The organism is Nocardioides sp. Z13_37 (genome assembly GCF_058355585.1).
The window spans coordinates 115,115-139,383 of record NZ_JBZGDV010000002.1 but is presented as its reverse complement, the minus strand read 5'-3'; the positions used below and the strand labels follow the sequence as shown (position 1 = coordinate 139,383).

At 72.7% G+C, this 24,269-nt stretch carries 24 protein-coding genes; 8 read left to right on the top strand and 16 right to left on the bottom strand.

Annotation, left to right across the window (positions count from 1 at the left end):
* Positions 1 to 19: 19 nt before the first annotated feature.
* The 3 genes from AC4H2S_RS05585 to AC4H2S_RS05575 form a co-directional block, all read right to left on the bottom strand.
* Complete coding sequence (locus AC4H2S_RS05585; RefSeq protein ID WP_491495980.1) at positions 20 to 1,102, bottom strand: ABC transporter ATP-binding protein; 1,083 nt, start codon at positions 1,100 to 1,102, stop codon at positions 20 to 22.
* Between the two features lie 131 nt (positions 1,103 to 1,233).
* On the bottom strand, positions 1,234 to 1,878 hold the full coding sequence (locus AC4H2S_RS05580; RefSeq protein ID WP_491495979.1) for a DUF1707 SHOCT-like domain-containing protein: 645 nt from the start codon (positions 1,876 to 1,878) through the stop codon (positions 1,234 to 1,236).
* Positions 1,879 to 1,924: 46 nt separating this feature from the next.
* A complete protein-coding gene (locus AC4H2S_RS05575; RefSeq protein ID WP_491495978.1) occupies positions 1,925 to 3,013 on the bottom strand; it encodes an NAD(P)-binding domain-containing protein in 1,089 nt (362 codons plus the stop codon).
* 79 nt (positions 3,014 to 3,092) lie between these two features.
* Here AC4H2S_RS05575 and AC4H2S_RS05570 point away from each other — a divergent pair, with 79 nt between their 5' ends.
* Entirely contained in the window at positions 3,093 to 3,863 is a 771-nt protein-coding gene (locus AC4H2S_RS05570) for an isocitrate lyase/PEP mutase family protein (protein WP_491495977.1), read from the top strand.
* Between the two features lie 4 nt (positions 3,864 to 3,867).
* Here the strand turns inward: AC4H2S_RS05570 and AC4H2S_RS05565 are convergent, their stop codons facing one another.
* The 4 genes from AC4H2S_RS05565 to AC4H2S_RS05550 form a co-directional block, all read right to left on the bottom strand.
* Positions 3,868 to 4,917, bottom strand: coding sequence for an ABC transporter ATP-binding protein (locus AC4H2S_RS05565; protein ID WP_491495976.1), 1,050 nt, complete (start codon positions 4,915 to 4,917; stop codon positions 3,868 to 3,870).
* The gene (locus AC4H2S_RS05560) at positions 4,914 to 5,702 is read right to left on the bottom strand and encodes an ABC transporter permease (protein ID WP_491495975.1); all 789 of its coding nucleotides are present in this window, start codon (positions 5,700 to 5,702) and stop codon (positions 4,914 to 4,916) included. The genes AC4H2S_RS05565 and AC4H2S_RS05560 overlap by 4 nt, the downstream gene beginning before the upstream one ends.
* Positions 5,699 to 6,460, bottom strand: a complete 762-nt coding sequence (locus tag AC4H2S_RS05555; protein ID WP_491495974.1) for an ABC transporter permease — start codon at positions 6,458 to 6,460, stop codon at positions 5,699 to 5,701. The genes AC4H2S_RS05560 and AC4H2S_RS05555 overlap by 4 nt, the downstream gene beginning before the upstream one ends.
* A 119-nt stretch (positions 6,461 to 6,579) precedes the next feature.
* Entirely contained in the window at positions 6,580 to 7,704 is a 1,125-nt protein-coding gene (locus AC4H2S_RS05550) for an ABC transporter substrate-binding protein (protein ID WP_491495973.1), read from the bottom strand.
* Between the two features lie 250 nt (positions 7,705 to 7,954).
* On the opposite strand from AC4H2S_RS05550, the gene AC4H2S_RS05545 reads away from it, so the two are divergent.
* Together AC4H2S_RS05545 and AC4H2S_RS05540 are read left to right on the top strand one after the other, a co-directional pair.
* Positions 7,955 to 8,377 (top strand): PLD nuclease N-terminal domain-containing protein, encoded by a 423-nt coding sequence (locus AC4H2S_RS05545; protein ID WP_491495972.1) that lies wholly within the window; start codon positions 7,955 to 7,957, stop codon positions 8,375 to 8,377.
* A gap of 11 nt (positions 8,378 to 8,388) precedes the next feature.
* Positions 8,389 to 10,083, top strand: coding sequence for a fumarate hydratase (locus tag AC4H2S_RS05540; RefSeq protein WP_491495971.1), 1,695 nt, complete (start codon positions 8,389 to 8,391; stop codon positions 10,081 to 10,083).
* A gap of 45 nt (positions 10,084 to 10,128) precedes the next feature.
* Here the strand turns inward: AC4H2S_RS05540 and AC4H2S_RS05535 are convergent, their stop codons facing one another.
* Positions 10,129 to 10,995, bottom strand: coding sequence for a MerR family transcriptional regulator (locus tag AC4H2S_RS05535; RefSeq protein ID WP_491495970.1), 867 nt, complete (start codon positions 10,993 to 10,995; stop codon positions 10,129 to 10,131).
* 113 nt (positions 10,996 to 11,108) lie between these two features.
* On the opposite strand from AC4H2S_RS05535, the gene AC4H2S_RS05530 reads away from it, so the two are divergent.
* Positions 11,109 to 11,360, top strand: a complete 252-nt coding sequence (locus AC4H2S_RS05530) for a hypothetical protein (protein WP_491495969.1) — start codon at positions 11,109 to 11,111, stop codon at positions 11,358 to 11,360.
* Positions 11,361 to 11,521: 161 nt separating this feature from the next.
* Here AC4H2S_RS05530 and AC4H2S_RS05525 read toward each other — a convergent pair whose 3' ends face one another.
* A complete protein-coding gene (locus AC4H2S_RS05525) occupies positions 11,522 to 12,391 on the bottom strand; it encodes a MerR family transcriptional regulator (RefSeq protein WP_491495968.1) in 870 nt (289 codons plus the stop codon).
* A 143-nt stretch (positions 12,392 to 12,534) separates the two neighbouring features.
* Between AC4H2S_RS05525 and AC4H2S_RS05520 the strand changes: the two genes are divergently transcribed.
* Positions 12,535 to 13,245, top strand: a complete 711-nt coding sequence (locus AC4H2S_RS05520) for a spermidine synthase (RefSeq protein WP_491495967.1) — start codon at positions 12,535 to 12,537, stop codon at positions 13,243 to 13,245.
* 26 nt (positions 13,246 to 13,271) lie between these two features.
* Here the strand turns inward: AC4H2S_RS05520 and AC4H2S_RS05515 are convergent, their stop codons facing one another.
* The 3 genes from AC4H2S_RS05515 to AC4H2S_RS05505 are packed head-to-tail and all read right to left on the bottom strand — an operon-like array spanning position 13,272 to position 16,178.
* The gene (locus AC4H2S_RS05515; protein ID WP_491495966.1) at positions 13,272 to 15,194 is read right to left on the bottom strand and encodes a penicillin-binding transpeptidase domain-containing protein; all 1,923 of its coding nucleotides are present in this window, start codon (positions 15,192 to 15,194) and stop codon (positions 13,272 to 13,274) included.
* Positions 15,195 to 15,252: 58 nt separating this feature from the next.
* Complete coding sequence (locus AC4H2S_RS05510) at positions 15,253 to 15,795, bottom strand: SRPBCC family protein (RefSeq protein ID WP_491495965.1); 543 nt, start codon at positions 15,793 to 15,795, stop codon at positions 15,253 to 15,255.
* Positions 15,792 to 16,178: an ArsR/SmtB family transcription factor gene (locus tag AC4H2S_RS05505; protein WP_491495964.1), complete on the bottom strand. Its 387-nt coding sequence runs from the start codon at positions 16,176 to 16,178 to the stop codon at positions 15,792 to 15,794. The genes AC4H2S_RS05510 and AC4H2S_RS05505 overlap by 4 nt, the downstream gene beginning before the upstream one ends.
* A gap of 102 nt (positions 16,179 to 16,280) precedes the next feature.
* On the opposite strand from AC4H2S_RS05505, the gene AC4H2S_RS05500 reads away from it, so the two are divergent.
* On the top strand, positions 16,281 to 17,672 hold the full coding sequence (locus tag AC4H2S_RS05500; RefSeq protein ID WP_491495963.1) for a class II fumarate hydratase: 1,392 nt from the start codon (positions 16,281 to 16,283) through the stop codon (positions 17,670 to 17,672).
* Between the two features lie 20 nt (positions 17,673 to 17,692).
* Complete coding sequence (locus AC4H2S_RS05495; protein WP_491495962.1) at positions 17,693 to 18,283, top strand: GNAT family N-acetyltransferase; 591 nt, start codon at positions 17,693 to 17,695, stop codon at positions 18,281 to 18,283.
* A 7-nt stretch (positions 18,284 to 18,290) separates the two neighbouring features.
* On the opposite strand, the gene AC4H2S_RS05490 is transcribed toward AC4H2S_RS05495, so the two are convergent.
* The 4 genes from AC4H2S_RS05490 to AC4H2S_RS05475 form a co-directional block, all read right to left on the bottom strand.
* Positions 18,291 to 19,841: an MFS transporter gene (locus AC4H2S_RS05490; RefSeq protein ID WP_491495961.1), complete on the bottom strand. Its 1,551-nt coding sequence runs from the start codon at positions 19,839 to 19,841 to the stop codon at positions 18,291 to 18,293.
* Positions 19,842 to 20,110: 269 nt separating this feature from the next.
* The gene (locus AC4H2S_RS05485; RefSeq protein ID WP_491495960.1) at positions 20,111 to 20,848 is read right to left on the bottom strand and encodes an aggregation-promoting factor C-terminal-like domain-containing protein; all 738 of its coding nucleotides are present in this window, start codon (positions 20,846 to 20,848) and stop codon (positions 20,111 to 20,113) included.
* A 258-nt stretch (positions 20,849 to 21,106) separates the two neighbouring features.
* Positions 21,107 to 22,432, bottom strand: coding sequence for an RNA 5'-3' helicase PhoH2 (gene phoH2, locus AC4H2S_RS05480; protein ID WP_491495959.1), 1,326 nt, complete (start codon positions 22,430 to 22,432; stop codon positions 21,107 to 21,109).
* Between the two features lie 217 nt (positions 22,433 to 22,649).
* Positions 22,650 to 23,429, bottom strand: coding sequence for an isoprenyl transferase (locus tag AC4H2S_RS05475; RefSeq protein ID WP_491495958.1), 780 nt, complete (start codon positions 23,427 to 23,429; stop codon positions 22,650 to 22,652).
* Between the two features lie 91 nt (positions 23,430 to 23,520).
* Here AC4H2S_RS05475 and trhA point away from each other — a divergent pair, with 91 nt between their 5' ends.
* On the top strand, positions 23,521 to 24,261 hold the full coding sequence (trhA, locus tag AC4H2S_RS05470; protein ID WP_491495957.1) for a PAQR family membrane homeostasis protein TrhA: 741 nt from the start codon (positions 23,521 to 23,523) through the stop codon (positions 24,259 to 24,261).
* Positions 24,262 to 24,269: the final 8 nt, after the last annotated feature.

Below are 24,269 nucleotides of genomic sequence, written 5' to 3'. Positions count from 1 at the left end.
CGTCGTCGGGGCAGACGCGTCACTCGGAGAGGCGCTCGCCCGACTCGGTGTCGAACACGTGGACGTGCTGGGGGTCGGTCGTCACGTAGAGCATCTCGCCCTTCTGCGGGTGCTTGCGCCCGCTCAGGCGGACGATCACGTTGGCGGGCGTGCCCTCCACGTCGCAGGTGCCGTAGACGAAGCTGTCGGCCCCGAGCTCCTCGACGACGGTCACCCGCACCGGGAGACCACCGTCCTCGGCGCCGACAAGGCGCCAGCTCTCCGGGCGGACCCCGACCGTGACCTTGCCCGACATCTTGCGCTCCGCCGCCGGGTCGACCGGGACGGTGTAGCCGCCGACCTTGACGTCGCCGTCGACGGCGACGCCCTCCATCAGGTTCATCTGGGGCGAGCCGATGAACCCGGCGACGAAGAGGTTGGCGGGCTCGTCGTAGAGCTTGAGCGGGGTGTCGACCTGCTGGAGCACGCCCAGCTTCATCACCGCGACGCGATCGCCCATCGTCATCGCCTCGACCTGGTCGTGGGTGACGTAGACCGTGGTCACGCCGAGGTCCTGCTGCAGCCGGGCGATGTCGGTGCGGGTCTGCACGCGCATCTTGGCGTCGAGGTTGGACAGCGGCTCGTCCATGCAGAAGACCTGCGGTGCGCGGACGATCGCGCGGCCCATGGCGACGCGCTGGCGCTGGCCGCCGGAGAGCGCCTTCGGCTTGCGCTCGAGGAACTCGGTGAGGCCGAGCAGCTCCGCGGCCTTCGCCACGCGCTCCTTGCGCTCGGCCGTGGGCACCTTGGCCATCTTGAGGGAGAACGCCATGTTCTCCTCGACCGACATGTGCGGGTACAGCGCGTAGTTCTGGAAGACCATGGCGATGTCACGGTCCTTGGGCGGGACGTCGGTGACCTCACGGTCGCCGATGTAGATGTGCCCCGAGTTGACCTCCTCCAGCCCCGCGAGCATCCGCAGGGTGGTGGACTTGCCGCAGCCCGAGGGGCCGACGAGCACCATGAACTCGCCGTCCTTGATCTCGAGGTCGATGCCGGGCACGGCCGGCTCATCGGTGCCGGGATACCAGCGCTGCGCGTTCTCGAACGTCACTGATGCCATTTTCTGCTCCTTCACCGGCAGGTACGTGCCGGACGATCCGTAGTGAAGTGACCCGGGCCACAGTAGGTGCCGGAGCAGGGTGGGGCAATCAACGGTCCACGGGCGCCGTTGCGGGGCGCGACCGGGCGGGCTCAGTAGGTGCCGAGGTACTTCTTGGGCGTGCCCGGGGCCGGCTGGCGCTGCACGGTGACCGAGCCCATCAGCGCCATCCCGCGGACCCGCACGACCGGCGAGCCCGGGCCGAGCTCGGCGGGCACCTTGTCCTTGGCCTGGCTGAACTCGCCCATGATCGGGGTGCCGTCGAGCACGATGTGCATGTCGGCCGGGACGATCACCTTGACCTCGCCCATGATCGCGCTCGCGTTGATGAGGGTCTCGTGGGCGGAGAGCTGCGCCTGCCGCAGGTCGATGACCACGGCACCCATCAGCGCGAACGCACTGTGGTGCTCGGGCACCGCCCAGACCCCCTTGCGCGCGGTCTCGCTCATGATCGCGATCGAGGAGTTGTGGCCGACCGCGGGCAGCCCCGGATCCGGGCGCCGCACGGGGGACGCCGGGTGCGGCGCCGGACCGGGCGCCTGCAGGTCGAGGGTGATGGGCACCAGCTCGCCGTAGGTCTTGGCCTGCCAGGTGAGCTCCAGGCGCTCCTCGAGCTCGTCGAGGTCGAGGCGGCCGTCACCGGCGGCGTCACGCAGCACGTCGGCGACGCGCTGACGGTCGGCGTCGGAGATGCGCATCTGCGACGGGTCGTGCGGGCGGTTCTCGATCTCCCCCATGGGGACCAGCCTAGCGAGGTCGCGGCGCGCCGACCCGTGACGGGCGTCAGGCCGCGACCGCGCTCAGGTGCCGCGACACCGCGAGCGCGGCCTGCCGCCCGGCTCGCGAGGCGCCCAGCGTGCTGGCGGACGGCCCGTAGCCGACGAGCTGCACGCGCGGGTCGCGGGCCGCCGTGGTGGCCCCCTGCACGTTGCCGGGCACGGGGACGAGCGCGATCCCGCCCGACGGCGAGCGCAGGCCGAGCGGCGCCAGGTGGTCGACGGCCGGCCGGAACCCGGTCGCCCAGATGATCGCGTCGACGCGCTCGAACCGGCCGTCCGCCCACCGCACGCCGTCGGGCTCGATCCGCTCGAACATCGGCAGCCGTTCGTAGGCCCCGAGCCGCGCCGCCTCCTGCTCCTGGGGGCGCACCAGCAGCCCGGTCACGCTGACCACGCTCGCCGGCGGCAGCCCGCGGCGTACGCGCTCCTCGACCGCGGTCACCGCGGCGAGCCCGGCGGAGGAGTCGAAGTCGCCCTCGCGCCACACGGGCGGGCGCCGGGTCACCCACAGCGTGTCGGTCACCGGCGCCAGCTCGCCGAGGTGCTGGACTGCCGAGGCACCGCCGCCCACGACCAGGACGCGCCGGCCGCGGAAGTGCTCGGGGCCGGGGTAGCGCGCGGTGTGGACCTGCTCGCCGCGGAACGACGCGGCGCCCGGGTAGTAGGGCACGAACGGACGCGTCCAGGTGCCGGTGGCGTTGACCAGCGTGCGCGTGCGCCACACCCGCTCCCCCGCGTGCACCACGAGCAGCGCGTCGTCGCTCTCGACGCGGTCGACCCGGACCGGACGCACGACCGGCAGGTGGTGCCAGCGTTCGTAGTCGTCGAAGTAGTCGGGCACGACGAGGTTGGCCGCGCGCTCCGAGCCGTCGGGCGCGCTCGAGCCGGGGAGGTCGGACACCCCGTGCACGTCGTGCATGCTCAGCGAGGCCCAGCGGTGCTGCCAGGCGCCGCCGGGCTGCGGGTTGGCGTCGAGGACGAGGTGGTCGATGCCGCGGCGGCGCAGGAAGTAGGACGCGGCGAGACCGGCCTGGCCGGCGCCGATCACGACCGCATCGAGCACGTGGTCGCGCCCGGTGTCAGGAGCCTGCATGACGGGTGAACGCCCGCGGGCGCGAACCTATGCCCCCGCAGGCCTGTGCGGGGCCGCTCGCGCGTGGCAACCTCGGGGCATGGCCTCCCTCCCCGCCCTCGCCACCCGCCTCCTCGAGCTCCACCACACCGGCTCGACGCTGGTCCTGCCCAACGTCTGGGACGCCTGGTCCGCGACGGTCGTCGCCGGCGCGGGCTTCGAGGCGCTGAGCATCGGCAGCCACCCGCTGGCCGACTCGCGCGGGCAGGGCGACAACGAGGACATGACGCTCGACGACGCCCTCGACGGCGTGCGCCGCATCTGCTCGGCCGTGCCCGACGTGCCGGTCACCGCCGACATGGAGGCCGGCTACGGCGCCGCGCCCGCCGACCTGGTCGAGCGTCTGCTCGAGGCCGGGGCGGTCGGGCTCAACGTCGAGGACACCGTCCACTCCGAGGGCGGGCGGATGCGCTCGGTCACCGAGCACGCCGACTACATCGGCGGGCTGCGCCAGGCCGCCGACGCCGCGGGCGTCGACCTGGTCATCAACGCGCGCACCGACGCCTTCGTCGCCAAGGGCCGGTTCGACGACCCGGTCGCCGAGGCGATCACCCGGCTGCTGGCGTGCGAGGAGGCCGGGTCGCGCTGCAGCTATCCCGTCGCCGCGCCCGACGCCGACTCGCTCCGGCGCATCCTCGACGCGCTGGCCGGCCCGGTCAACGTGATCGCCAACCCGCGGCAGGGCTCGGCCGCCGGGTCGCTGGACGACCTGCAGGCGATGGGGGTGCACCGGGTGACCTTCGGGCCGCTGCTGCAGAAGGAGCTGGCCCCCGACCTCGCCGCGCTGGTCGCCCCCTGGAAGCGGGACTGACGACTCAGGCCACCACGAGCACCGCGGTGGGCGCGATGTCGAGGCGCACGGCGTCGCCCGGCGAGAGGCGCAGGGCGTCGGAGCTGGCGAGCTGCGCGATCACGTCGGTGCCGTCGGCCAGCGTGCAGGTGACCCGCGACGTCGCCCCGAGGAACATCACGGTCGCGACCCTGGCGTGACCGTCGGCGTCGGCGACCAGCGAGACCGACTCGGGCCGGATGAGCGCAAGGCCGCGGTCGGTGGCAGACCCCGGCAGGACGGGCACGTGGTGACCCAGCACGGACGCGACCCCGTCGCGGACCTCGGCGGGGAGACGGTTGCTCAGGCCGACGAACTCGCCGACGAACGCAGTCGCCGGAGCCTCGTAGAGCTCGGCCGGGGGCGCGATCTGCTCGAGCCGGCCGGCGTTGATGACGCCGACCCGGTCGGCCACGGCGAGCGCCTCCTCCTGGTCGTGGGTGACGAACAGGGTCGTGGTGCCGACCTCGATCTGCACGCGGCGGATCTCCTCGCGCAGCTGCACGCGCACCTTGGCGTCGAGGGCCGAGAGCGGCTCGTCGAGGAGCAGCACCGACGGCTCGATGGCCAGGGCGCGGGCCAGGGCGACGCGCTGCTGCTGGCCGCCGGAGAGCTGGTGGGCGTAGCGGTCGGCGTGCTCGGAGAGCCCGACGAGCTCGAGCATGTCGCCTGCCCGCGCCCGTCGCGCGGCGCCGTCGCGACCGCGGAGCTTGAGCCCGAAGGCGACGTTGTCCATGACCGTCATGTGGGGGAACAGGCTGTAGGCCTGGAACACCATCCCCATGTCGCGCTTGTTGGCCGGCACCCTGGTCACGTCACGACCGCCGACCGACACGGTGCCGGACGTCGGCTGGTCGAGGCCGGCCAGGATCCGCAGTGCCGTGGTCTTGCCGCAGCCCGACGGGCCGAGCAGCGCGACGAGCTCCCCCGGCGCGAGGCTCAGCGTCAGCCCGTCGAGCGCCCGCACCGCGCCGTAGACGCGGGTCAGGTCGGACAGCTCGACGGCGAGACCCCGCTCGCCCGGGTGGTCGCTCATGAAGAGGCTCCTTGCTTGTGCCGGTCGCGGCCGAGGAACGTGAGCCCGACGAGGAGCAGGGCCACGAGGATCATGGAGGCGAGCGCGGCGGCCATCGCGGCCGGCCCGTTGTTCTTGTAGAGCGCTGCCATCGCCACCGGGAGGGTGTCGAAGTGCAGCAGCGAGGCGAAGACGTACTCGCCGAGCACGAGCGCCACCGAGATGAACGCCGCTCCCAGCACACCTCCGGTGATGTTGGGCAGCACGATGCGCACGATGACGGTGATCCACCCGGCGCCCAGCGACCGCGCCGCCTCGGCGAGGGTGGCGACGTCGATGGCCGACAGCGCGGCGTCGATCGCCCGGTAGGAGTAGGGCAGCACGAGCACGACGTAGGCGAACGTCAGCACCAGTGGCGAGTCGCCCAGCAGGTAGGTCACCCACGAGTAGACGTTGCTGATGCCGACCACGATGACCAGCGCCGGGATGGTCAACGGCAGCAGGCACAGGAACTCGATCAACCGGCGCGCACGCGGCACGCGCAGCCGCACCCACACCATCGTGGGAACCAGGATGACGACCATCAGCACCACGGTGAACAGCGCCAGCAGCAGCGAGGCGACGATCGAGGAGCGCAGGTCCTCGTCGGTGACCATGAATCGCCAGTTGTCCCACGTGCGCCCCGGCGCGCTGCCGCGCACCTGGGTGGAGAAGTCGAACATCGCCAGCAGCGGGACGAAGAAGTAGGCCGCGAAGACCACCAGCAGGACGGCACGGGCGATCCGGAAGCCACGGGTGGGGGTCATCGCATCCACCTCGACGCACGCCGCAGCAGGAGGTTGTAGGCCACCATCACCAGGGTCACCACGACGATCATCTCCAGCGCCAGCGCGAACCCGACGTTGGCCTGGCCCAGCAGCACCTCGCTCGTGATCGCCTGGCGGATGAGCAGCGGCAGGATCGGCTGGCCCTGGCTGACCAGCACGGCCGCCGTCGCGTAGGCCGCGAAGGCGTTGGCGAACAGCAGCAGCAGCGCGCCCAGGAACGCGGGGGTGAGCAGCGGGAGCGCGACGTGGCGCCAGTAGTCCCACGTGGTCGCGCCGAGGTTGACCGCCGCCTCGCGCCACTGGGGACGGAGCCCCTCGAAGGCCGGGGCGAAGACGATCACCATCAGCGGGATCTGGAAGTAGGCGTAGACGACCACGAGGCCGGGCAGCGCGAAGAGCCAGCCCGAGCCGTAGAGGTTGGCGCCGGTGAGCTCGAGCACCGCCTTGGTCACGACGCCGACGGGCCCGATGGTCGCGATCCAGGCGAACGCCAGCACCACCCCGCCGAACTGTGCGAGCACGCCGCTGACCGCGAGCGTGGCGCGGCGCAACAGGCTCTGCGGCGGCATGGAGACCACGAGGTAGGCCAGCAGCGCGCCGAGCAGGGCGCCGATCAGCGCCGTCGACGCCGCGAGGATGAGCGAGCCCCGCAGCGCGGTGAGCGCGGCGTCACTGGTCAGCGCGTCGAGGTTGCCGAGCGTCGGGCGGCCGTCCCCGTCCTGGAAGGCGCCGACCACCACGGTCAGCGTCGGGACGACCAGGAAGATCAGGACGAAGACGAGGAAGGGCAGCAGCGCGAGGGCCGGGCCGACGGTGAACCGTCGGGCCCGCCCCCCTCGGGTGGCCGCCGCCGTGCTCAGCGGATGGCCTTGGACCAGTTCGCTGCGAGGTACTCGCCGGCGGCCTCCGTCTGCGCGTCGGTGAGGATCACCGGGTCGCCGGTGACCTCCGGCAGCGCGTCCCACAGCGCGGCGTCGATGGTGCCGTCCTCGGCCATCTGCTCACCGCGCACCGGGCGGGCACCCCCCGCAAGCCAGAGGTTCTGGCCCTCGTCGCTGTAGAGGAACTCCTGCCACAGGCGCGCCGCGGCGGGGTGCGGCGCGTCGGCGTTGATGGCCTGGAAGTAGTAGCCCGCGATGACCGCCTCCGAGGGCACGACGGTCTTCCAGGTGTCGACGTTGGCCGCGGCGGCCTCACCGAGGTAGTCCCAGTCGATGACGACCGGCGTCGTGCCCTGCTCGATGGTGGTCGAGTCGGGGTCGACAGTGAGGAAGTTGCCGGCCTTCTTGAGGTCGGTGAAGAAGTCGACGCCCGGTGCGATGTCGTCGGGGGACCCGCCGTTGGCGATGGACGCCATCATCACGCCGCTGAAGGCGGCGCCGGCCTGGGTCGGGTCGCCGTTGAGCGCGACCTTGCCCTTGAACTCCGGCTCGAGCAGGTCGGCCACCGACGTCACGTCGGGGACGACCGCGGAGTCGTAGCCGATCGACATGTAGCCGCCGTAGTCGTTGACCCAGGCGCCGTCGGCGTCCTTGAACTCGTCGGGGATGTCGTCCCAGGTCTCGACCTTGTAGGACGCGAACATGTCGGTGTTGGCCAGGGCGACGGACTGGCCGAGGTCGAAGACGTCGGGCGCGCGCTCGGTGCCCTTGAGGTCGTTGGCCGCGTTGATCTCGTCCTGCGAGGCTGCGTCGGGCTGGGCGGAGTTGACGTCGATGTCGTACTTGTCCTCGAAGGTCGAGATGATCTCGCCGTAGTTGGCCCAGTCGGGCGGCAGCGCGATGACGTTGAGCTCGCCCTCGTCCTGGGCGGCCTTGACGAGCTCGTCCATCCCCCCGAAGTCCTCGGCGCTCGTGGCCGACGCCGCGTCGACACCGCCCTCGGTGGTGGTGTCGTTGTCCTTCTCCGGCGCGGCGCACGCCGCGAGCGAGACGACGGTGGCTGTGGCGGCGAGCGAGGCGAGCATCGTGCGGGTGTTCATCGAACCTCCAGGGGAGCAGCTGCTGCGGGTCGGCGTACTGTGCCGCGGGGAGCCTCGTCGGTCCCGTCCATTCGGAGGCTACCCCCGAACGGACGTGGTGCGTCCGGCGGGTGAACACCTGGCCCGCCGCCGCACCGGTGCGGCGGCGGATCTGCCTGCGCCACGGCTGCGCTCGCGCTACCCTCCGGACACGCCGGGTCGCTCCCCGTCGTCCGGGGCCCCGGCAGGGCCGACCTGCGGGGGTCCTCACGTGCGGATTCTGCTGTTCCTGGTGCCACTGGTGCTGGCCGTCTATTGCCTCATCGAGGCGATCTCGAGCCGCGACGACGAGGTCCGCCACCTCCCCAAGCTGTGGTGGATCCTGCTCGTGCTGTTCTTCCCCTTCGTGGGGTCGATCGCCTGGCTCGTCGCGGGACGACCCCAGCGCGCGCCCCGACCGCGCGGCGGCTACGAGCGGGGCGCGGGGGCGTTCCCGGAGTACGACCGGACCGGCCGCTTCGCCGCGTCCGACCCCGCCGCCGACGAGGCGTTCCTCAAGCGGGTGCGCGAGCGCGCGGAGGAGCAGCGCCGGATCGCGCGCGAGCAGAAGGCGCGCGAGGCGGAGGAGGCAGAGCGACCCGCGTCACCGCCGGAGCCCGAGACCGGATCCGGCGAGGAGCCCGGCCGGGCGTAGCATCTGGCGCCGTGAGCGCCGCCGACTTCCACTACTCCGACCTCCTCCCCACCGCCGGGTCCAACGGGGCACCGGCCACTCCCTACCGGCTGGTGACCACGGAGGGCGTCTCGAGCGTCGAGGTCGGGGGACGGACGTTCCTGCAGGTCGAGCCCGAGGCGATCCGCCGGCTCACCGAGGAGGCGATGCACGACATCAGCCACTACCTCCGGCCCGGGCACCTGGCCCAGCTGCGCCGGATCATCGACGACCCGGAGGCCTCGGGCAACGACCGCTTCGTCGCCCTCGACCTGCTCAAGAACGTCAACATCTCCGCCGGCGGCGTGCTGCCGATGTGCCAGGACACCGGCACCGCGATCGTGATGGGCAAGAAGTCCGAGGGCGTGCTCACCGGCGCTGACGACGGTGAGGCGATCAGCCGCGGCGTGTACGACGCCTACACCCGGCTCAACCTGCGCTACTCCCAGCTCGCGCCGCTGACGACGTTCGAGGAGAAGAACACCGGCACCAACCTGCCTGCGCAGATCGAGCTCTACTCCACCCCCGCCCAGGACGTGCCCGAGTACAAGTTCCTCTTCATGGCCAAGGGCGGCGGGTCGGCCAACAAGTCGTTCCTGTTCCAGGAGACCAAGGCGGTCCTCAACCCGACGCGTCTGATGGAGTTCCTCGACGAGAAGATCCGCTCGCTCGGCACCGCCGCGTGCCCGCCCTACCACCTCGCCGTCGTCATCGGGGGCACCAGCGCGGAGTTCGCCCTCAAGACCGCCAAGTACGCCTCCGCGCACTACCTCGACGACCTGCCGACCGAGGGCTCGATGAGCGCCCACGGCATCCGCGACGTCGAGCTGGAGGAGAAGGTCTTCGAGCTCACGCAGTCCTTCGGCATCGGCGCGCAGTTCGGCGGGAAGTACTTCTGCCACGACGTGCGCGTCGTCCGCCTGCCGCGCCACGGCGCCTCGTGCCCGGTCGCGATCGCCGTGTCGTGCTCGGCCGACCGGCAGGCGCTCGGCAAGATCACGCCCGAGGGCGTCTTCCTCGAGCAGCTCGAGACCGACCCGGCGCAGTACATGCCCGACGCCGGGATGGCCCACGACATCGAGGGCGGGGCGGTCGTCCCGATCGACCTCAACCAGCCGATGCCCGACATCCTCGCCGAGCTCACCAAGCACCCCGTCAAGACGCGGCTCTCGCTGACCGGCCCGCTCGTCGTGGCGCGCGACATCGCGCACGCCAAGATCAAGGAGCGGCTCGACGCCGGCGAGGAGATGCCGTCCTACCTCAAGGACCACCCCGTCTACTACGCCGGGCCGGCGAAGACCCCCGAGGGCATGGCGTCGGGCTCCTTCGGCCCGACCACGGCCGGCCGGATGGACTCCTACGTCGAGCAGTTCCAGGCCGCGGGCGGCTCCTTGGTGATGCTGGCGAAGGGCAACCGGTCCAAGCAGGTCACCGAGGCCTGCGGCGCCCACGGTGGCTTCTACCTCGGCTCGATCGGCGGTCCCGCCGCACGGCTGGCCCAGGACTGCATCCGCTCCGTCGAGGTCGTGGAGTACGAGGAGCTCGGCATGGAGGCGGTCTGGAGGATCGAGGTCGAGGACTTCCCCGCGTTCATCGTCGTCGACGACAAGGGCAACGACTTCTTCACCGACCCGTCCGGGACGGTGACGGTGCCCGTCTCGGGGATCCGCGTCCGCTCGGCGCAGTAGGCGCCACCCGGCAGCCAGGTCAGTCGGCGGGGTCAGTCGGCGGGATCAGTCGGCGGGCTCGCCGTTGAGCCGGTCGGCGAGACGGGCCGCCGCCTCCCCGATCCGGTGCCCGAGGGCGTCGACGCCCTCGACGCGCGACTGGTGGGCGCCGCCGAGCAGCACCGGGGCGATCGGGCCGATCGCCTGCGCCGCCTCGCGGACCGCCGGGAGGTCCTCCACGGTCGGCACGGCCAGCACCACCGCGTCGGGCAACAGCGCGCGGACCGTGTCGATCCAGCTCTCCACGGGCAGGTCGGCGCCGAGGTAGGTGACGTGGACGCCCCTGCTGCGCAGCACCATCGCGAAGGCCATGATGCCGAGCTCGTGGCGCGCGCCGCGGGCCAGTCCGACCATCACGTGGGGCGCGTCGGGAGCGGGGTGCGGGAGCTGGTGGAATGCCTGCGCGAGCCGGCGCAGCACGGCCGCGCTGACGAAGTGCTCGCCGGCGACGCCGACCGTGCCCCGCTGCCACGCCTCGCCCAGGCGCACGAGGGACGGCATCAGCCACTCGTCGACGGCGACGGCGAGGTCGGGCTCGGCGAACCCCTTGTCGAGCACGCCCTCGAGCCGCACCACGTCGAAGTCCTCGCCGCACGCGGCGAGGTCGTCGATCCGCGTGAGCGGCGATCCCTCCGCCGCCGGGGTCGTGGCGCGCTCCGGCTCGGCGAGCACGCGGCGCGCCGCCTCCCGTGGCGACCACCCGGAGTCCACGAGGTCGCGCATCACCGACAGGCGGCGGACCGCCTCGTCGTCGTAGAGGCGGTAGTTGCCCTCGGTGCGGGCCGGCGCCACCACGCCGTACCTCTGCTCCCACTTGCGCAGGGTCTCGCGTGGCACTCCGGTGAGCTGGGCGGTGCGTCCGACGGTGTACACACCCCGAGGGTAGCGAACTTTGGACAAACCGTGGACAGCGTTCTAGTCTCGGTTTGTCCACCAACAGTGGACAAACTGTGGACAAGCCGCAGGGGTACCCCCAGGAGGACCCGATGATGACGACGGCGATCACTGCACGACCCTCCGCCCGGCCGGGCCTGCGTCCGCAGGACCGCGCGGGCCAGCGCCTGCGCGCGGCCGGCATCGCGGCCCTCGCCGCGGCCGCCCTCGGCTCCGTCCTCGGCGCCTCGCCGGCGGCGACCGACGCTCCGGGCACCGGCAACCCGTGCCGGATGGACATCGTGGGCAGCTACTGGTTCAGCACCGGGTGCGCCGAGGGGTCCGGCGGGAGCACGGCGCGCTGACGCTAGCTCACCGCCCTACCGGGCGCGCGCCATTGGGCGGTGAGCCAGCAACCGAACCGGCCCAGCAGAAGGTTGCCTGCTCACCGCCGACCAGACGTACGCCGACCCGCGGTGAGCCAGCAACCAAACCAGCCCGGCAGAAGGTTGCCTGCTCACCGCTTTCAGCTCACCGCACCGAGGCGGGTGGCCAGGGCGGCAGCGGCTGCCCCGGCATCGTGGCCGAGGTGCGTCCCCCCCGCGACCCGGTCCTGGAAGGCGCCGCCGAGCAGCACGTCGGTGAGGGGGGTGAGGGCGCGGACCGCCTCGCGGACGGCCGGGAGGTCCTCGAGCGTCGGCGCGGCCAGGACGGCCGCCGCGGGCCGCACCAGGCGCACGGCGCTCAGCCAGGCCTCGAGCGGGAGGTCGCCCCCGAGGTAGGTCACCGCGACGCCCCGCGAGCGCAGCACCGTCGCGAAGGCGAGGACCCCGATCTCGTGCCGCGAGCCCCGCGCGAGGCCGACGACGACACGCGGCCCGCCGCTGGGCGCGGGCGCGATCGACTGGAAGGCGAGCGCCAGGCGCCGGTGCACGGCGGCCGTCACGAAGTGCTCCCCCGCGACCGAGATGAACCCGCGCTGCCAGGCCTTGCCGAGGTGGACCATCGACGGCAGCAGCCAGTCGTCGACCACCGACACCACGTCGATGTCGCCGAAGCCCTCCTCGAGCAGGCGCTCGAGCCGGGGCTCGTCGAAGTCCTGGGCGCAGCCGACGAGCGCCTCGAAGCGCTCCTCGAACGGCGGCTCCTGCGGTCGTCCGAGCTCGGCCTCGGCCGCGGCCACGTTCTCGACCACGTGGCGGGCCGCCTCCTGCGCGCTCCATCCGGCGTCGACGAGGCTGCGCATGACGCTGAGCCGGCGCACCGCCTCGTCGTCGTAGAGGCGGTAGTTGCTCGGCGATCGCTGGGGCACGACCACCCCGTAGCGCTGCTCCCACTTGCGGAGGGTGCCGGTCGGCACCCCCGTCAGCTTTGCGGTGCGCCCCACGGTGTACACGGAGCCACCGTAGACGCGGAACATGCGGCTGGGCAGGCATTTGGTCCAGCGTCTCGTCGCGGCGACATTCGACAGATCCTGCCCGGGAGGGCCGTCGCACAGCCCACTTCCGCGTGCCCGCGACCGGTTGGCAGGATGGCGCCATGGCCGGCCCCCTGAGTCCCGAGAGCGCGAGCGCCGGGACCCCCGAGAGCTCCGAGATCGCCCGGGCGGAGTCCCCACGAGGGGAGGTCGTGCTCCGGCGGCGCAGCTCCGGCGCCGGTGCCGACGTGCTCGAGCTGCGGGTCAACGGGGTCTTCGTGATGGACACCCTGGAGACGACCAGCGAGATCGAGCTCGCCGCCCAGGCCCTCGACCTGGTCGAGCAGCCGGCCTCGGTGCTGGTCGGCGGGCTCGGGCTGGGGTTCACGCTGCAGCGGGTGCTCGCCGACCCGCGGGTCGAGCGGGCCGTGGTGGTGGAGATCGAGGAGTCCCTGATCGGGTGGATGCGCGACGGGACGGTGCCGCACGGGCCGGCCGTGCTCGCCGACACCCGCGCGAGCGTGGTCAACGCCGACATCGCGATGGCGATCGCCGAGGCCCGCTCCACCTACGACCTGGTGCTCCTCGACGTCGACAACGGGCCCGGCTACCTCGTGCACGAGCGCAACGAGGCGGTCTACGAGGAGCAGTTCCTCGAGCGGTGTCGCGCCGTGCTGTCGCCCGGGGGCGTGCTGGTCGTGTGGTCGGCGAGCGCCGCGCCCGAGCTGCTCGCCGCGCTGCGCACGGTGTTCGGCGCGGCCGAGGAGCAGGCCCACGACGTGCTGCTGCAGGACCGGCCCGAGGAGTACTTCCTCTACCTCGCGCGCCGCTGACCCCGCGCGCCGCGCTCCGGGCACGCTCAGCGCAGGAACGCCTCCAGCAGCGGACCGGCGGTCTGCGAGCCGGAGGCGCCGGTCTCGACGAACACCGCGACGGCGAGGTCGCCCCGGGTCGCGATCATCCACGCGTGCGTCGGCAGGTTGCCCGCCGCGTCCGGCTCGCCGTGCTCGGCCGTGCCGGTCTTGGCGCCCACCCTGCCCGGCACGTCCTGGAGGAAGCGACCGGAGCCGGTGGTCACCACGCTGCGCATCAGCCCGCGCAGCGCGCCGGCCTCGGCACCGGTGAGCGGCCGCTCGGGGACGACCTGCTCGACCTCGTGGTCGGGCAGCAGGACCGGCAGCACCGCGCGACCGGCCTGCACCGAGGCGGCGACGGTGGCCATGGCGAAGGGGCTGGCCAGCACCGTTCCCTGGCCGATCATGTCGGCCGCGGCCCCGGTCTCGGTCTCGGGCGGCGGCACCTGGCCGAAGTAGACCGGGAAGCCGAGGTCGTGGTCGGTGCCGAGGCCGAGCGCCCCGGCCGCGGCGGCCAGCTCGCCGTCGGCCAGCCGGTCGGCGTTGCCGATCAGGGCCGTGTTGCACGACTGCGCGATCGCCTGGGTGAAGGTGATGTCGCCGAGCGCGGCCTCCGGGTAGTCGTCGTAGTTGGTGAACGTGCGGCCGTCGACGACCGTCGAGGCCGGGCACGAGACCACGTCGCCCACGCCCATCCCGCTGCGCAGCAGGGCGAGGGACGTGACCACCTTGAACGTGGAGCCGGGGGCGTACTGCCCCGTCATGGCCAGGTCGGCGCCGCCCGCCCCGGCGCCGTTCGCACTCGCGAGCACCGCGCCGTCGGAGGGACGGATCGCGACGAGCGCCGTCGCCGGGGCCCCGTCGCCCAGGCCGGCGAGGACGGTCTCCGCCTTCTCCTGCAGCGCGGGGTCGAGGGTGGTCGCGAGGTCGGTCCCGTCGGTGGGGGCGACCTCGACGAGCGTGCGCAGCCGGTCGTCGGCGTCGCGGGCGACGACGGCCGTGCCGGGGACGCCCCGCAGCTGCTCGTCGTAGCGGGCCTGCAGCCCGGACAGGCCGACCTCGTCGCCGGCGGCGACGCGGCCGCCGGACTCCTCGACGAGCTCGGCGGTGGCCGGACCGACCCGCCCGAGCAGTGCCGCGGCGAACTCGCGGGTCGGGGCGAGGGGCAGGGTGTCGCGCACCGCGAGCGCACCGCGGATGTCCGCGAAGGCGGGCAGCACGTCGAGGGCGTCGTCCTCGCGCAGCACCACCGCCTCGACGAAGGCCTCCGGTCCCATCGCCTCCGCGCGCTCGACGAACGACGCCGCGTCGACGTCCAGCACGCGCGCGATCCGGCGCGCGCTGCGGGCCACCTGCGGTCCGCGGACCTTGGTCTTGTCGAGCCCGTAGCGCAGCACCGGGCGCTCGGTGACCAGCACCTGGCCGCCGGCCCCGGTGATGTCGCCGCGGCTCGGGGGCAGGGTCCGCAGCCCGAGGGTGTCGCCGTCGGCGAGGTCGGGCACCAGCACGCCCGGCGACCAGTCGACCACCCAGCCGCTCCCCTCGCGTACGAGCGTGGCCGTGGTGTCGTACTCCCACGGCTCGGTGTCGGTGAGCTCCCAGCTCCAGGCGAGGGTGGCGGTCGCGGTGGCGGGATCCTCGCCGGAGGCGGCGTCGCCCTCGGCCGGCTCGTCCTCCTCGACGGAGGCGACCCGCACCGCGACCGGCACCTCGTCGAGCGGGGCGACCAGCTCGTCGAACGCGGCCCGGTCGGCCTCGTCGGTCAGCGGCACCTCGCCGAGCGAGTGACCGGCGAGGGCGGCGGCGAGGTCGCCGGCCACGTCCTCGGGGGGATCGGCGTCGTCACCGCCGAGCACGGAGCAGGCCGAGGCGGCGACGGCGAGCACGAAGGACGTCGCGCAGGCGATCGCGAGGCGCAGTGGACGCATCGGACCATGCTGGCGAGCCGGGGCGCCGGAGCCAAGCCGCAACGCCGCGACGGTGTGGTCAGGCGAAGAGCTCGCGGTAGTGCTCGGACCCGGTGGCGTAGGCCTCCCAGTCGATCGCGTCCACCGCGTCGCCGGACAACGCGGCGCCGAGGCGGTCGAGGTAGTACTCCCAGCCCGGGCCCACGCTCGCGGCCATGTCGACGCGAGGCCCTGCGGGATCCAGCACCTGGACGAAGCGGAGGGAGGTGACGCCGTCGGCCTCGGTCAGCTCGAGCTCGACCTCCCAGTGGGCCTGGTCCCCCGAGCCGTCCTCGCTGAAGGGCTGCGGGTCGCGGCCACGGAGGGCGAAGCGGTGCGGCGGCTCGCACGCCAGCACGTCCCACTCCTCGCCCGGCACGTCGTCGCCCTCCGCCGTCATCCAGAACGTCACCGACCCGGAGGCAGGGTCGCCGCTCCACGTCCCGATCCAGCGCTGCATCCGGGCGGGCTCGGTGCAGGCCGCCCACACGTCGGCGACGGGGGCCCGGAACTCGCGCTCGATCACGACCAGGGTGCGCCCGTCGCGCTCCTCCCGCCGGCCGGTCATCAGGGTGCTGCTCATGCGGTGTCCTCCTGGTGGGGGGTTGATGGGTCCGTGGCGGCATCGCCCGCCCGGCGCTCGCGTCCCGTGCGGCGGACCTCGAGGTCGAGCCCGTCGAACGCCGACTCGGCGAACCAGGGCTGCGGCACGCCGGTGCCGTCGAGTGCCGACAGCCACGCGGTGACGGGCCGCAGCCCGTCGGGCCGGAGACGGTAGTGCCGCTCGCGTCCTCGGTCCTCGGCCTCCACCAGGCCTGCCTCGCCGAGCACCCGGAGGTGACGACTGATGGCCGGCCGGCTGACGTCGTGGCCGGCCGCGAGGTCGACCACCCGCGACGGCCCGCGCGACAACCGCGCCACGAGGTCGCGGCGCAGCGGGTCGGCGAGGGCGGCGAACGGGTCCACACCCCCATTGGTAACTCATATGTTACCAATGGTCAAGGAGTGTCCCTGCCCGCGCCGCCCTCGCCCGTCGCGAGAAACCGGCGAACTGGGTACGGTCGAGCCGTGAGCGAGACACGCATCGAGCACGACTCCATGGGCGAGGTCGAGGTGCCTCGCGACGCCTTGTGGCGGGCCCAGACGCAGCGCGCGGTCGAGAACTTCCCGATCAGCGGACTGACGCTGCAGCCCCGGCACGTGCAGGCGCTGGCCCACGTCAAGGCGGCCGCCGCCACGGCCAACGCCGCGCTGGGCGTCGTACGCCCCGACCAGGCGCAGGCCATCGTCGCGGCCGCCGACGCCATCGTCGACGGCACGCACGACGCCGAGTTCCCCATCGACGTGTTCCAGACCGGCTCGGGCACCAGCTCCAACATGAACGCCAACGAGGTGATCGCGACCCTGGCCTCCCGCGAGGGCGTCGACGTGCACCCCAACGACCACGTCAACGCCTCGCAGAGCAGCAACGACACCTTCCCGACCAGCATCCACGTCGCCGCGACCCTCGCCGTCGTCGACGACCTGATCCCGGCCCTCGACCGGCTCGCGACCTCGTTCGAGGCCAAGGCCGAGGAGTTCGCCGACGCGGTCAAGTCCGGGCGCACCCACCTGATGGACGCCACCCCCGTCACGCTCGGACAGGAGATGGGGGCCTACGCCGCCACCCTGCGCCTAGGGGTCGAGCGACTCGAGGCGGTGCTCCCCCGGGTGCGCGAGCTGCCGCTCGGCGGCACCGCCGTCGGCACCGGCATCAACACCCCCGCGGCGTTCGCCGAGCGCGCGATCGCCGCGCTCAACGACCGGACCGGGCAGGAGTTCACCGAGGCGCGCGACCACTTCGAGGCGCAGGGCACGCGCGACTCGCTGGTCGAGCTGTCCGGCGTGCTGCGCACCCTCGCCGTCGGCCTGACCAAGATCTGCAACGACCTGCGCTGGATGTCCTCGGGTCCCACCACAGGCCTCGCGGAGATCCACCTCCCCGACCTCCAGCCCGGGTCGAGCATCATGCCGGGCAAGGTCAACCCGGTGCTGCCCGAGGCGACGCTGATGGTCTGCGCGCGGGTCGTCGGCAACGACGCGACCATCGCCTGGGCCGGGGCGTCGGGCAGCTTCGAGCTCAACGTGATGATGCCCGTCATGGCGCACGCGCTGCTCGAGTCGATCCACGTGCTGTCCACATCGACGGTCCTGCTCGCCGAGCGGTGCGTCGACGGCATCACCGCCGACACCGATCGGATGCGACGCTACGCCGAGTCGTCGCCCTCGGTGGTGACCCCGCTCAACGCGCACCTCGGCTACGAGGAGGCGGCCAAGGTCGCCAAGAAGGCGCTCGCCGACGGGGCGACCATCCGGGAGACGGTGATCGCGATGGGCTACGTCGAGCGCGGCGACCTGACCGAGGAGCAGCTCGACGCCGCCCTCGACGTCGAGTCGATGACCGGACGCCGATCGTCCTGATCTCGTCCTACCGTCACCGGATGAGCGACGACACGACGTACGAGGTCCGTCCCCTCACTCCGGAGACCTGGCCCGCCTTCGAGGCGCTGGTCGAGCGGCACAACGGCATCTTCGGCGGCTGCTGGTGCATCTGGTTCCACCCAGACGGCCCCGAGCGCGGGCAGGGGGCCGAGGCCAACCGCGCGCTCAAGAGGTCCTACGTCGAGCGGGGCGAGGCGCACGCCGCGCTGGTCCTCGACGGCGACGAGGCGATCGCGTGGGCGGAGTACGGTACGCCGGTCGAGCTGCCCAGCCTCCACCACCGCAAGCAGTACGACGCCGAGAAGGCCGCCGACCCCGACTGGCGCATCACCTGCGTCTTCGTCGACCGCCGCCACCGCCGGCTCGGCGTCACCGAGGTCGCGATCCGCGGCGCGCTGGACCTCATCGCCGAGGCCGGCGGCGGGGTCGTCGAGGCGTACCCCCACGACCTCACCGAGCAGACCAGGAAGATGTCGTCGTCGTTCCTCTACAACGGCACCCGGCGACTCTACGAACGGCTCGGGTTCGCCTACGACCGGCCCAAGGGACTCAAGAACTGCGTGATGTCGACCGTGGTGCGCCCCGCCTGACGCGTGCTCAGGGGTGCCCCGCCTCGCCCTCGACGGTCTCCTCGAGCACCGTGGCGAGGTCGTGGGGCGGCTGCTCGCGCAGCCGCAGCGCCAGCAGCGCCACCGCCCAGACCAGCACGGCGGAGACCACGAGGCCGGTGTGCAGGCCGCCCATGAACGCCTCGGACGCCTGCGGCAGCCCGGGGATCGGGACTCCGGCCGACGCCGCCTCCTCCGTCCCGGCGGGCGCGGAGGTGCCGTTCAGCGAGGTCGACACCTTGCCGGCCACGACGGCCGACAGCACGGCGGTGCCCAGTGCGCCTCCGAGCTGGATGCAGGTGGTCTGCACGCCGCTCGCCACGCCGGCGAGGTGGACCGGCGCACCACCGACCAGCAGGTCGGCGCCCGAGGGGATCGCGAACCCGGAGCCGAAGGCCAGGACGACGAACGGCACGGCCATCTGCCAGTAGGGCGTGCTCGGCTCGACGAGCGTCAGCAGCAGCAGGGCCGCCCCCATCAGGCCCAGGCCCAGCGCGGCGGTCCGGCGGGCTCCGATCCGGGTCACGAGCACCGCGCCCAGCGGCGCGGCGGGCACGGCGAACAGGCTCAGCGGCAGCATCCGCACGCCGGCCTCGACGGTGCCGTGGCCGAGGGTGTTGAGCAGGAACAGGGTGATGAGGAACGTGACGCCGAGGATGGCGAAGAAGTTGGCCACGAAGACCAGGCCGCCGACGCTCACCCCGGCGGAGCGGAACAGCGCCAGCGGCACCAGCGGGTGGCGCACCCGGGTCTCGACGACCACGAACAGCGCGAGCAGCACGACCGCGGCCAGGAGGGTCCCGATGGTCGCCGCGCTCCCCCAGCCCCACGACTCGGCCTGCACCACCCCGACGACGAGCGCGAGGAGGACGAGGGCGAGCAGCACCACACCGGCGACGTCGAAGCTGCCCTCGCGCACACGCTCGGTCTCGCGCAGCACCAGGGCGCCGAACACCACGGCGACCACCGCGATGGGTGCGTTGATGTGGAACACCCACTCCCAGCCCCACTGGGCGACGATCACCCCGCTGACCAGCGGCCCGATCGCGATCGACAGAGAGGAGACGCCGCCCCAGATGCCGATGGCCATGCCGAACTTCTCGCGCGGGAACGTGGCGCGCAGCAGCGCCACCGTCTGCGGCATCAGCATCGCTGCGCCGAGGCCCTGCACGGCACGGAAGGCCAGGACCCCGTTGACGCTGCCGGCCAGCCCGATCGCCACGCTGGAGACGCCGAAGACCACGACGCCGGCGAGGTACATCCGTTTGCGGCCGAAGCGGTCACCCAGCTTGCCGCACAGGATGAGGAACACCGCGAGGGCGAGCAGGTAGGAGTTGATGATCCACTGCAGCTCGGCGAAGGTGGCGCCGAGGTCGGCCTGGATCGCCGGGTTGGCGATGTGCACGACGGTGGAGTCGAGACCCACCATGAAGAGGCCGAAGCACACGGCGGCCAGGGTGAGGCCGGGGCTGCCGGCCCGGCCGCGGCGCAGTGCGGGCGAGGTGTCGGGGGCAGGAGGACGTACGGCATCGACGGACATGGGCGACCCTTCGGGAGGCGACTGGCGGGAGACGACACGGCCAGTCGACGGAGCCCGGGGACCCACGCGGCGACACGGTCAGAACAGCCGGCACGAAGGCCGGCGGCGGCAACCCTGCCACGCGGACGCGTCGTCGCGCCAACAGCAGCGGCTGTGGCCTTCGTCGCACGGGCGACGGGACGCTGGCCGCGGGTCAGGCGGTGCGGATCAGGCGGTGCGGCGGGGGCGAGACCGCGGCCGCAGGTACCGCGACCGGCGGGCCGCAGGGATCAGTACCAGCCGTTGCCCTGCTTGAAGCTCCACGCGCTGCAGGGGGTGCCGTAGGTGTCCCGGATGTAGTCGAGCCCCCAGCGGATCTGCGACTCGGCGGAGGTCATGTAGTCGTCGGGCAGGTCGTGCAGCTGCGTCAGGGCCTGCGGGATGCCGTAGGCAGACGAGGTCGGGTTGTCGGCGTCGACGCGCCAGTTGGACTCGCTGACGTAGAGCGAGTCGAGGCACGAGAACTGCTCGGCGGAGAAGCCGTAGGCGGGAAGCAGCGCGCGGGCGATGTCGCGCGGGTCGCCCTCGGACAGCTTCTCCGAGCGGGTGACCGCCGAGCCGCCGGACATCTCCAGCGCGGTGGCCTTGGCCCGGTCGGTGCGGCGGTCCGAGCGCGAGACGACGGCGCGGAAGCGTCGCTCGACCAGGCCCGCGCTGGGCGCAGAGGCGGCGGCCGTATCGGCGCCGTCGGTGGTGCCCTCGGCGGTGCCATCCGTGGTGTCGGCCGCGGTCTCGACGGCGCTGGTGTCGCCGGACGCGGCGGGGGTCAGGCTCGCGGTGTCGGCGGCGACGGGCGCGAGCACGTCCGGCTCGTCGAGCGCGAGACCTCCGGTGACGCTGATGCCGGTCACGGCGGCGGCCAGGCCGCTCAGGGCCACGCTGGTGCGCAGGGCTCGGCGTGGGGCGCGCACGGACTTGTGCTTGCCGGGTGCGCGGTGCTTCGGGACGTGCTTGTCGGACTTCGACACGGGGACTCACGGGGGTAGACGACGGTGGTGCCACCCCCGGTGGAGCCGGGCGTAGCGCGACCGCGCGGACCCGGGCCGAACGGCCCAGGTCACGAAGCGGTCACGAGTCACCATGCAGGAGCCCTTCAAGGCGTGCAAACCGAACGCCGGAATTGCCCCGGTCTCTTCCGTCACAGGAGCCTCAGGAGATCGCTGCAACCACACCGGCCACTGGCGCCGGCTGTCTGGTGCGACACAGCAGCCGGCGCCTCGTGCGGGTCAGAGGGTGACGTCCTCCAGCATCTCGGTGACCAGCGCGGCGATGGGCGAGCGCTCCGAGCGGGTGAGCGTGACATGGGCGAACAGCGGGTGGCCCTTGAGCTTGTCCACGACCGCGACGATGCCGTCGTGGCGACCCACGCGGAGGTTGTCGCGCTGGGCCACGTCGTGGGTGAGCACGACCTTGGAGTTGGCGCCGATGCGCGACAGCACGGTGAGCAGCACGTTGCGCTCGAGCGACTGGGCCTCGTCGACGATGACGAAGGCGTCGTGGAGCGAGCGACCGCGGATGTGGGTCAGCGGGAGCACCTCGAGCATCCCGCGGTCCATCACCTCGTCGACGACCTCGCGCGAGACCAGCGCGCCGAGGGTGTCGAAGACCGCCTGCGCCCAGGGCGACATCTTCTCGCCCTCCGAGCCCGGCAGGTAGCCGAGCTCCTGGCCGCCCACGGCGAACAGCGGCCGGAAGACGACGACCTTGGTGTGCTGGCGTCGTTCCATCACGGCCTCGAGGCCCGCGCACAGCGCCATCGCGGACTTGCCGGTGCCGGCGCGCCCGCCGAGGGAGACGATGCCGACCTCGGGGTCGAGCAGCATCTCCAGCGCGACGCGCTGCTCCGCCGAGCGGCCGTGGATCCCGAAGGCGTCGCGGTCGCCGCGCACGAGGTGCACGCGCTTGTCCGCACCGACGCGGCCCAGCGCCGTGCCGCGCTCGGAGAGCAGGACGAGGCCGTTGTGGCAGGGCAGGTCCCGCGCCTCCGCGAGGTCGATCACGCCGTCCTCGTAGAGCTCGTCGAGGTCGTCGGCGGGCACCTCGAGCTCGGCCATGCCGGTGTAGCCGGTGTCGGAGCTGCTGACGGCCTCGGCGCGGTACTCCTCGGCGTCGAGCCCGACGGCCGAGGCCTTGATCCGCAGCGGGAGGTCCTTGCTGACCAGGGTGACCCGGTGCCCCTCGTCGGCGAGGTTGCGCGCCACGGCGAGGATGCGGGTGTCGTTGTCGCCGAGCCTGAACCCGGACGGCAGCGAGTCGGCGTCGGTGTGGTTGAGCTCGACGCGGAGCGTGCCGCCCTCGGTGCCGACGGGCACCGGCTGGTCGAGGCGCCCGTTGACGATGCGCAGCTCGTCGAGGGCCCGCAGCGCGGAGCGGGCGAAGAACCCCAGCTCCGGGTGGTGGCGCTTGCCCTCCAGCTCGGTGATGACGACCACTGGCAGCACCACCTCGTGCTCGGCGAAGCGTTTGGTCGCGGCCGGGTCGGCGAGCAGGACGCTGGTGTCCAGGACGTAGGTGCGGCGGGCGGTGCTGGGTGAGGTCTTGCTGCTGGCCACGACTAACCCCTTGCTGCGGGTCGGCGCGCGCACTCCTCGCCCGGCCCGATGTCATTCAACGGACCGGAGAGCTCCCCTCTGAGTGCCCACGGTGTGCCTCCCGGTACAGCAGGCTTCCCCACCTGCCGATGTCGCGAAAGTACGCCGCGTCACACCGCGATCCGTGACGACACGCCCGAACGCGAGGTGACGACGAGATGACGGCTGACGGCTCTGCTCAGCCGCCGAAGCGGCGCTCGCGGGCGGCGTACGCGCGGATCGCGCGCAGGAAGTCGACCCGGCGGAAGTCGGGCCAGAGCGCCTCGCAGAAGTAGAACTCCGAGTTGGCCGACTGCCAGAGCAGGAAGCCGCCGAGGCGCTGCTCGCCCGAGGTGCGGATCACCAGGTCGGGATCGGGCTGGCCCTTGGTGTAGAGGTGCTCGGCGATGTGCTCGACGTCGATGATGTCGGCCAGCTCCTCGAGCGAGGTGCCCTTGGTGGCGTGGTCGGACAGCAGCGCGCGGACCGCGTCGGCGATCTCGCGGCGCCCGCCGTAGCCCACGGCGACGTTGACCAGGAGCCCGTCGATGTCGCGGGTCGCCTCCTCGGCCGCCTTGAGCCGCTCGGCCGTCTCGGTCGGCAGCAGGTCGAGGGCTCCGACCGGGTGGATCCGCCAGCGGCGTGCCTCGGCCAGCGACTCGACCGCGCCCTCGATGATCGTCAGCAGGCCCGTGAGCTGCTCGGCGGGACGGTTGGTGAGGTTGTCGCTCGAGAGCAGCCAGAGCGTGACCACCTTCACCCCGACCTCCTCGCACCAGCCCAGGAGCGGACGGATGTTGTCGGCGCCGGCCTGATAGCCCTCGGCGGTGTCGAGGCCGACCGCCTTGGCCCACCGCCGGTTGCCGTCGAGCATCACGCCGACGTGCTGGGGGATCTGGTCGTGGGGCAGCCGCTTCACCACCCGGGACTCGTAGGCCGGGTACAGCACCCGCCGCGCGACGTCCTTCACGTTGATCACCGACCGATCGTAACGCCGGGCCCGCAGCCACTCGTCAGACACGTGCCGCCGACGACTGCGCGTCTCCCACCCCACCGGGTAGTTTCGTCGTATGGACCACCCCGCCATGACCCCCCGCGACCGCGTCGAGCACGCCGTGGATCGTGCCGGCGAGGTGATGGCCGACAAGATGGCCGAGATCAAGCCTCGCCTGCGCGGCTGGCTGCACGCCGCGACCGCTCCGGTCGCGGCTGCCGCCGGCATCGTGCTCGTCGCGCTGTCCCCGACCGCCTCCACCCGCATCGGCTCGGCGGCCTTCGCGCTGTCTGCCCTGCTCGTCTTCACCGTCTCCGCGATCTACCACCGCGGCAACTGGTCGCCGCGCACGTGGGCCTTCCTGCGGCGCTTCGACCACGCCAACATCTTCGTGCTCATCGCCGGCACCTACACGCCCTACGCCCTGCTCTTCCTCGACGGCACCGCGCGTACGACGCTGCTGGTCGTCGTGTGGGCCTCCGCCGTCGCCGGCGTCGTGTTCCGCGTGTTCTGGACCGACGCGCCGCGCTGGCTCTACACGCCGATGTACATCGCGCTCGGCTGGGCAGCGGTCTTCTTCATCCCGCAGTTCATGGAGGGCGCCGACCGGTTCAGCAGCGGCGTCGCGGTCACCACGCTCGTGCTCGTCGCCGTCGGTGGTGTCCTCTACACGCTCGGCGGCCTCGTCTACGGCCTCAAGCGGCCCAACCCCTCGCCGCACTGGTTCGGCTTCCACGAGGTGTTCCACTCGTTCACGGTCCTCGCGTTCGCCGCGCACTACATCGGCGTGTCGCTCGCGACCTACTCGCTGCGCTGAGCGCGGCG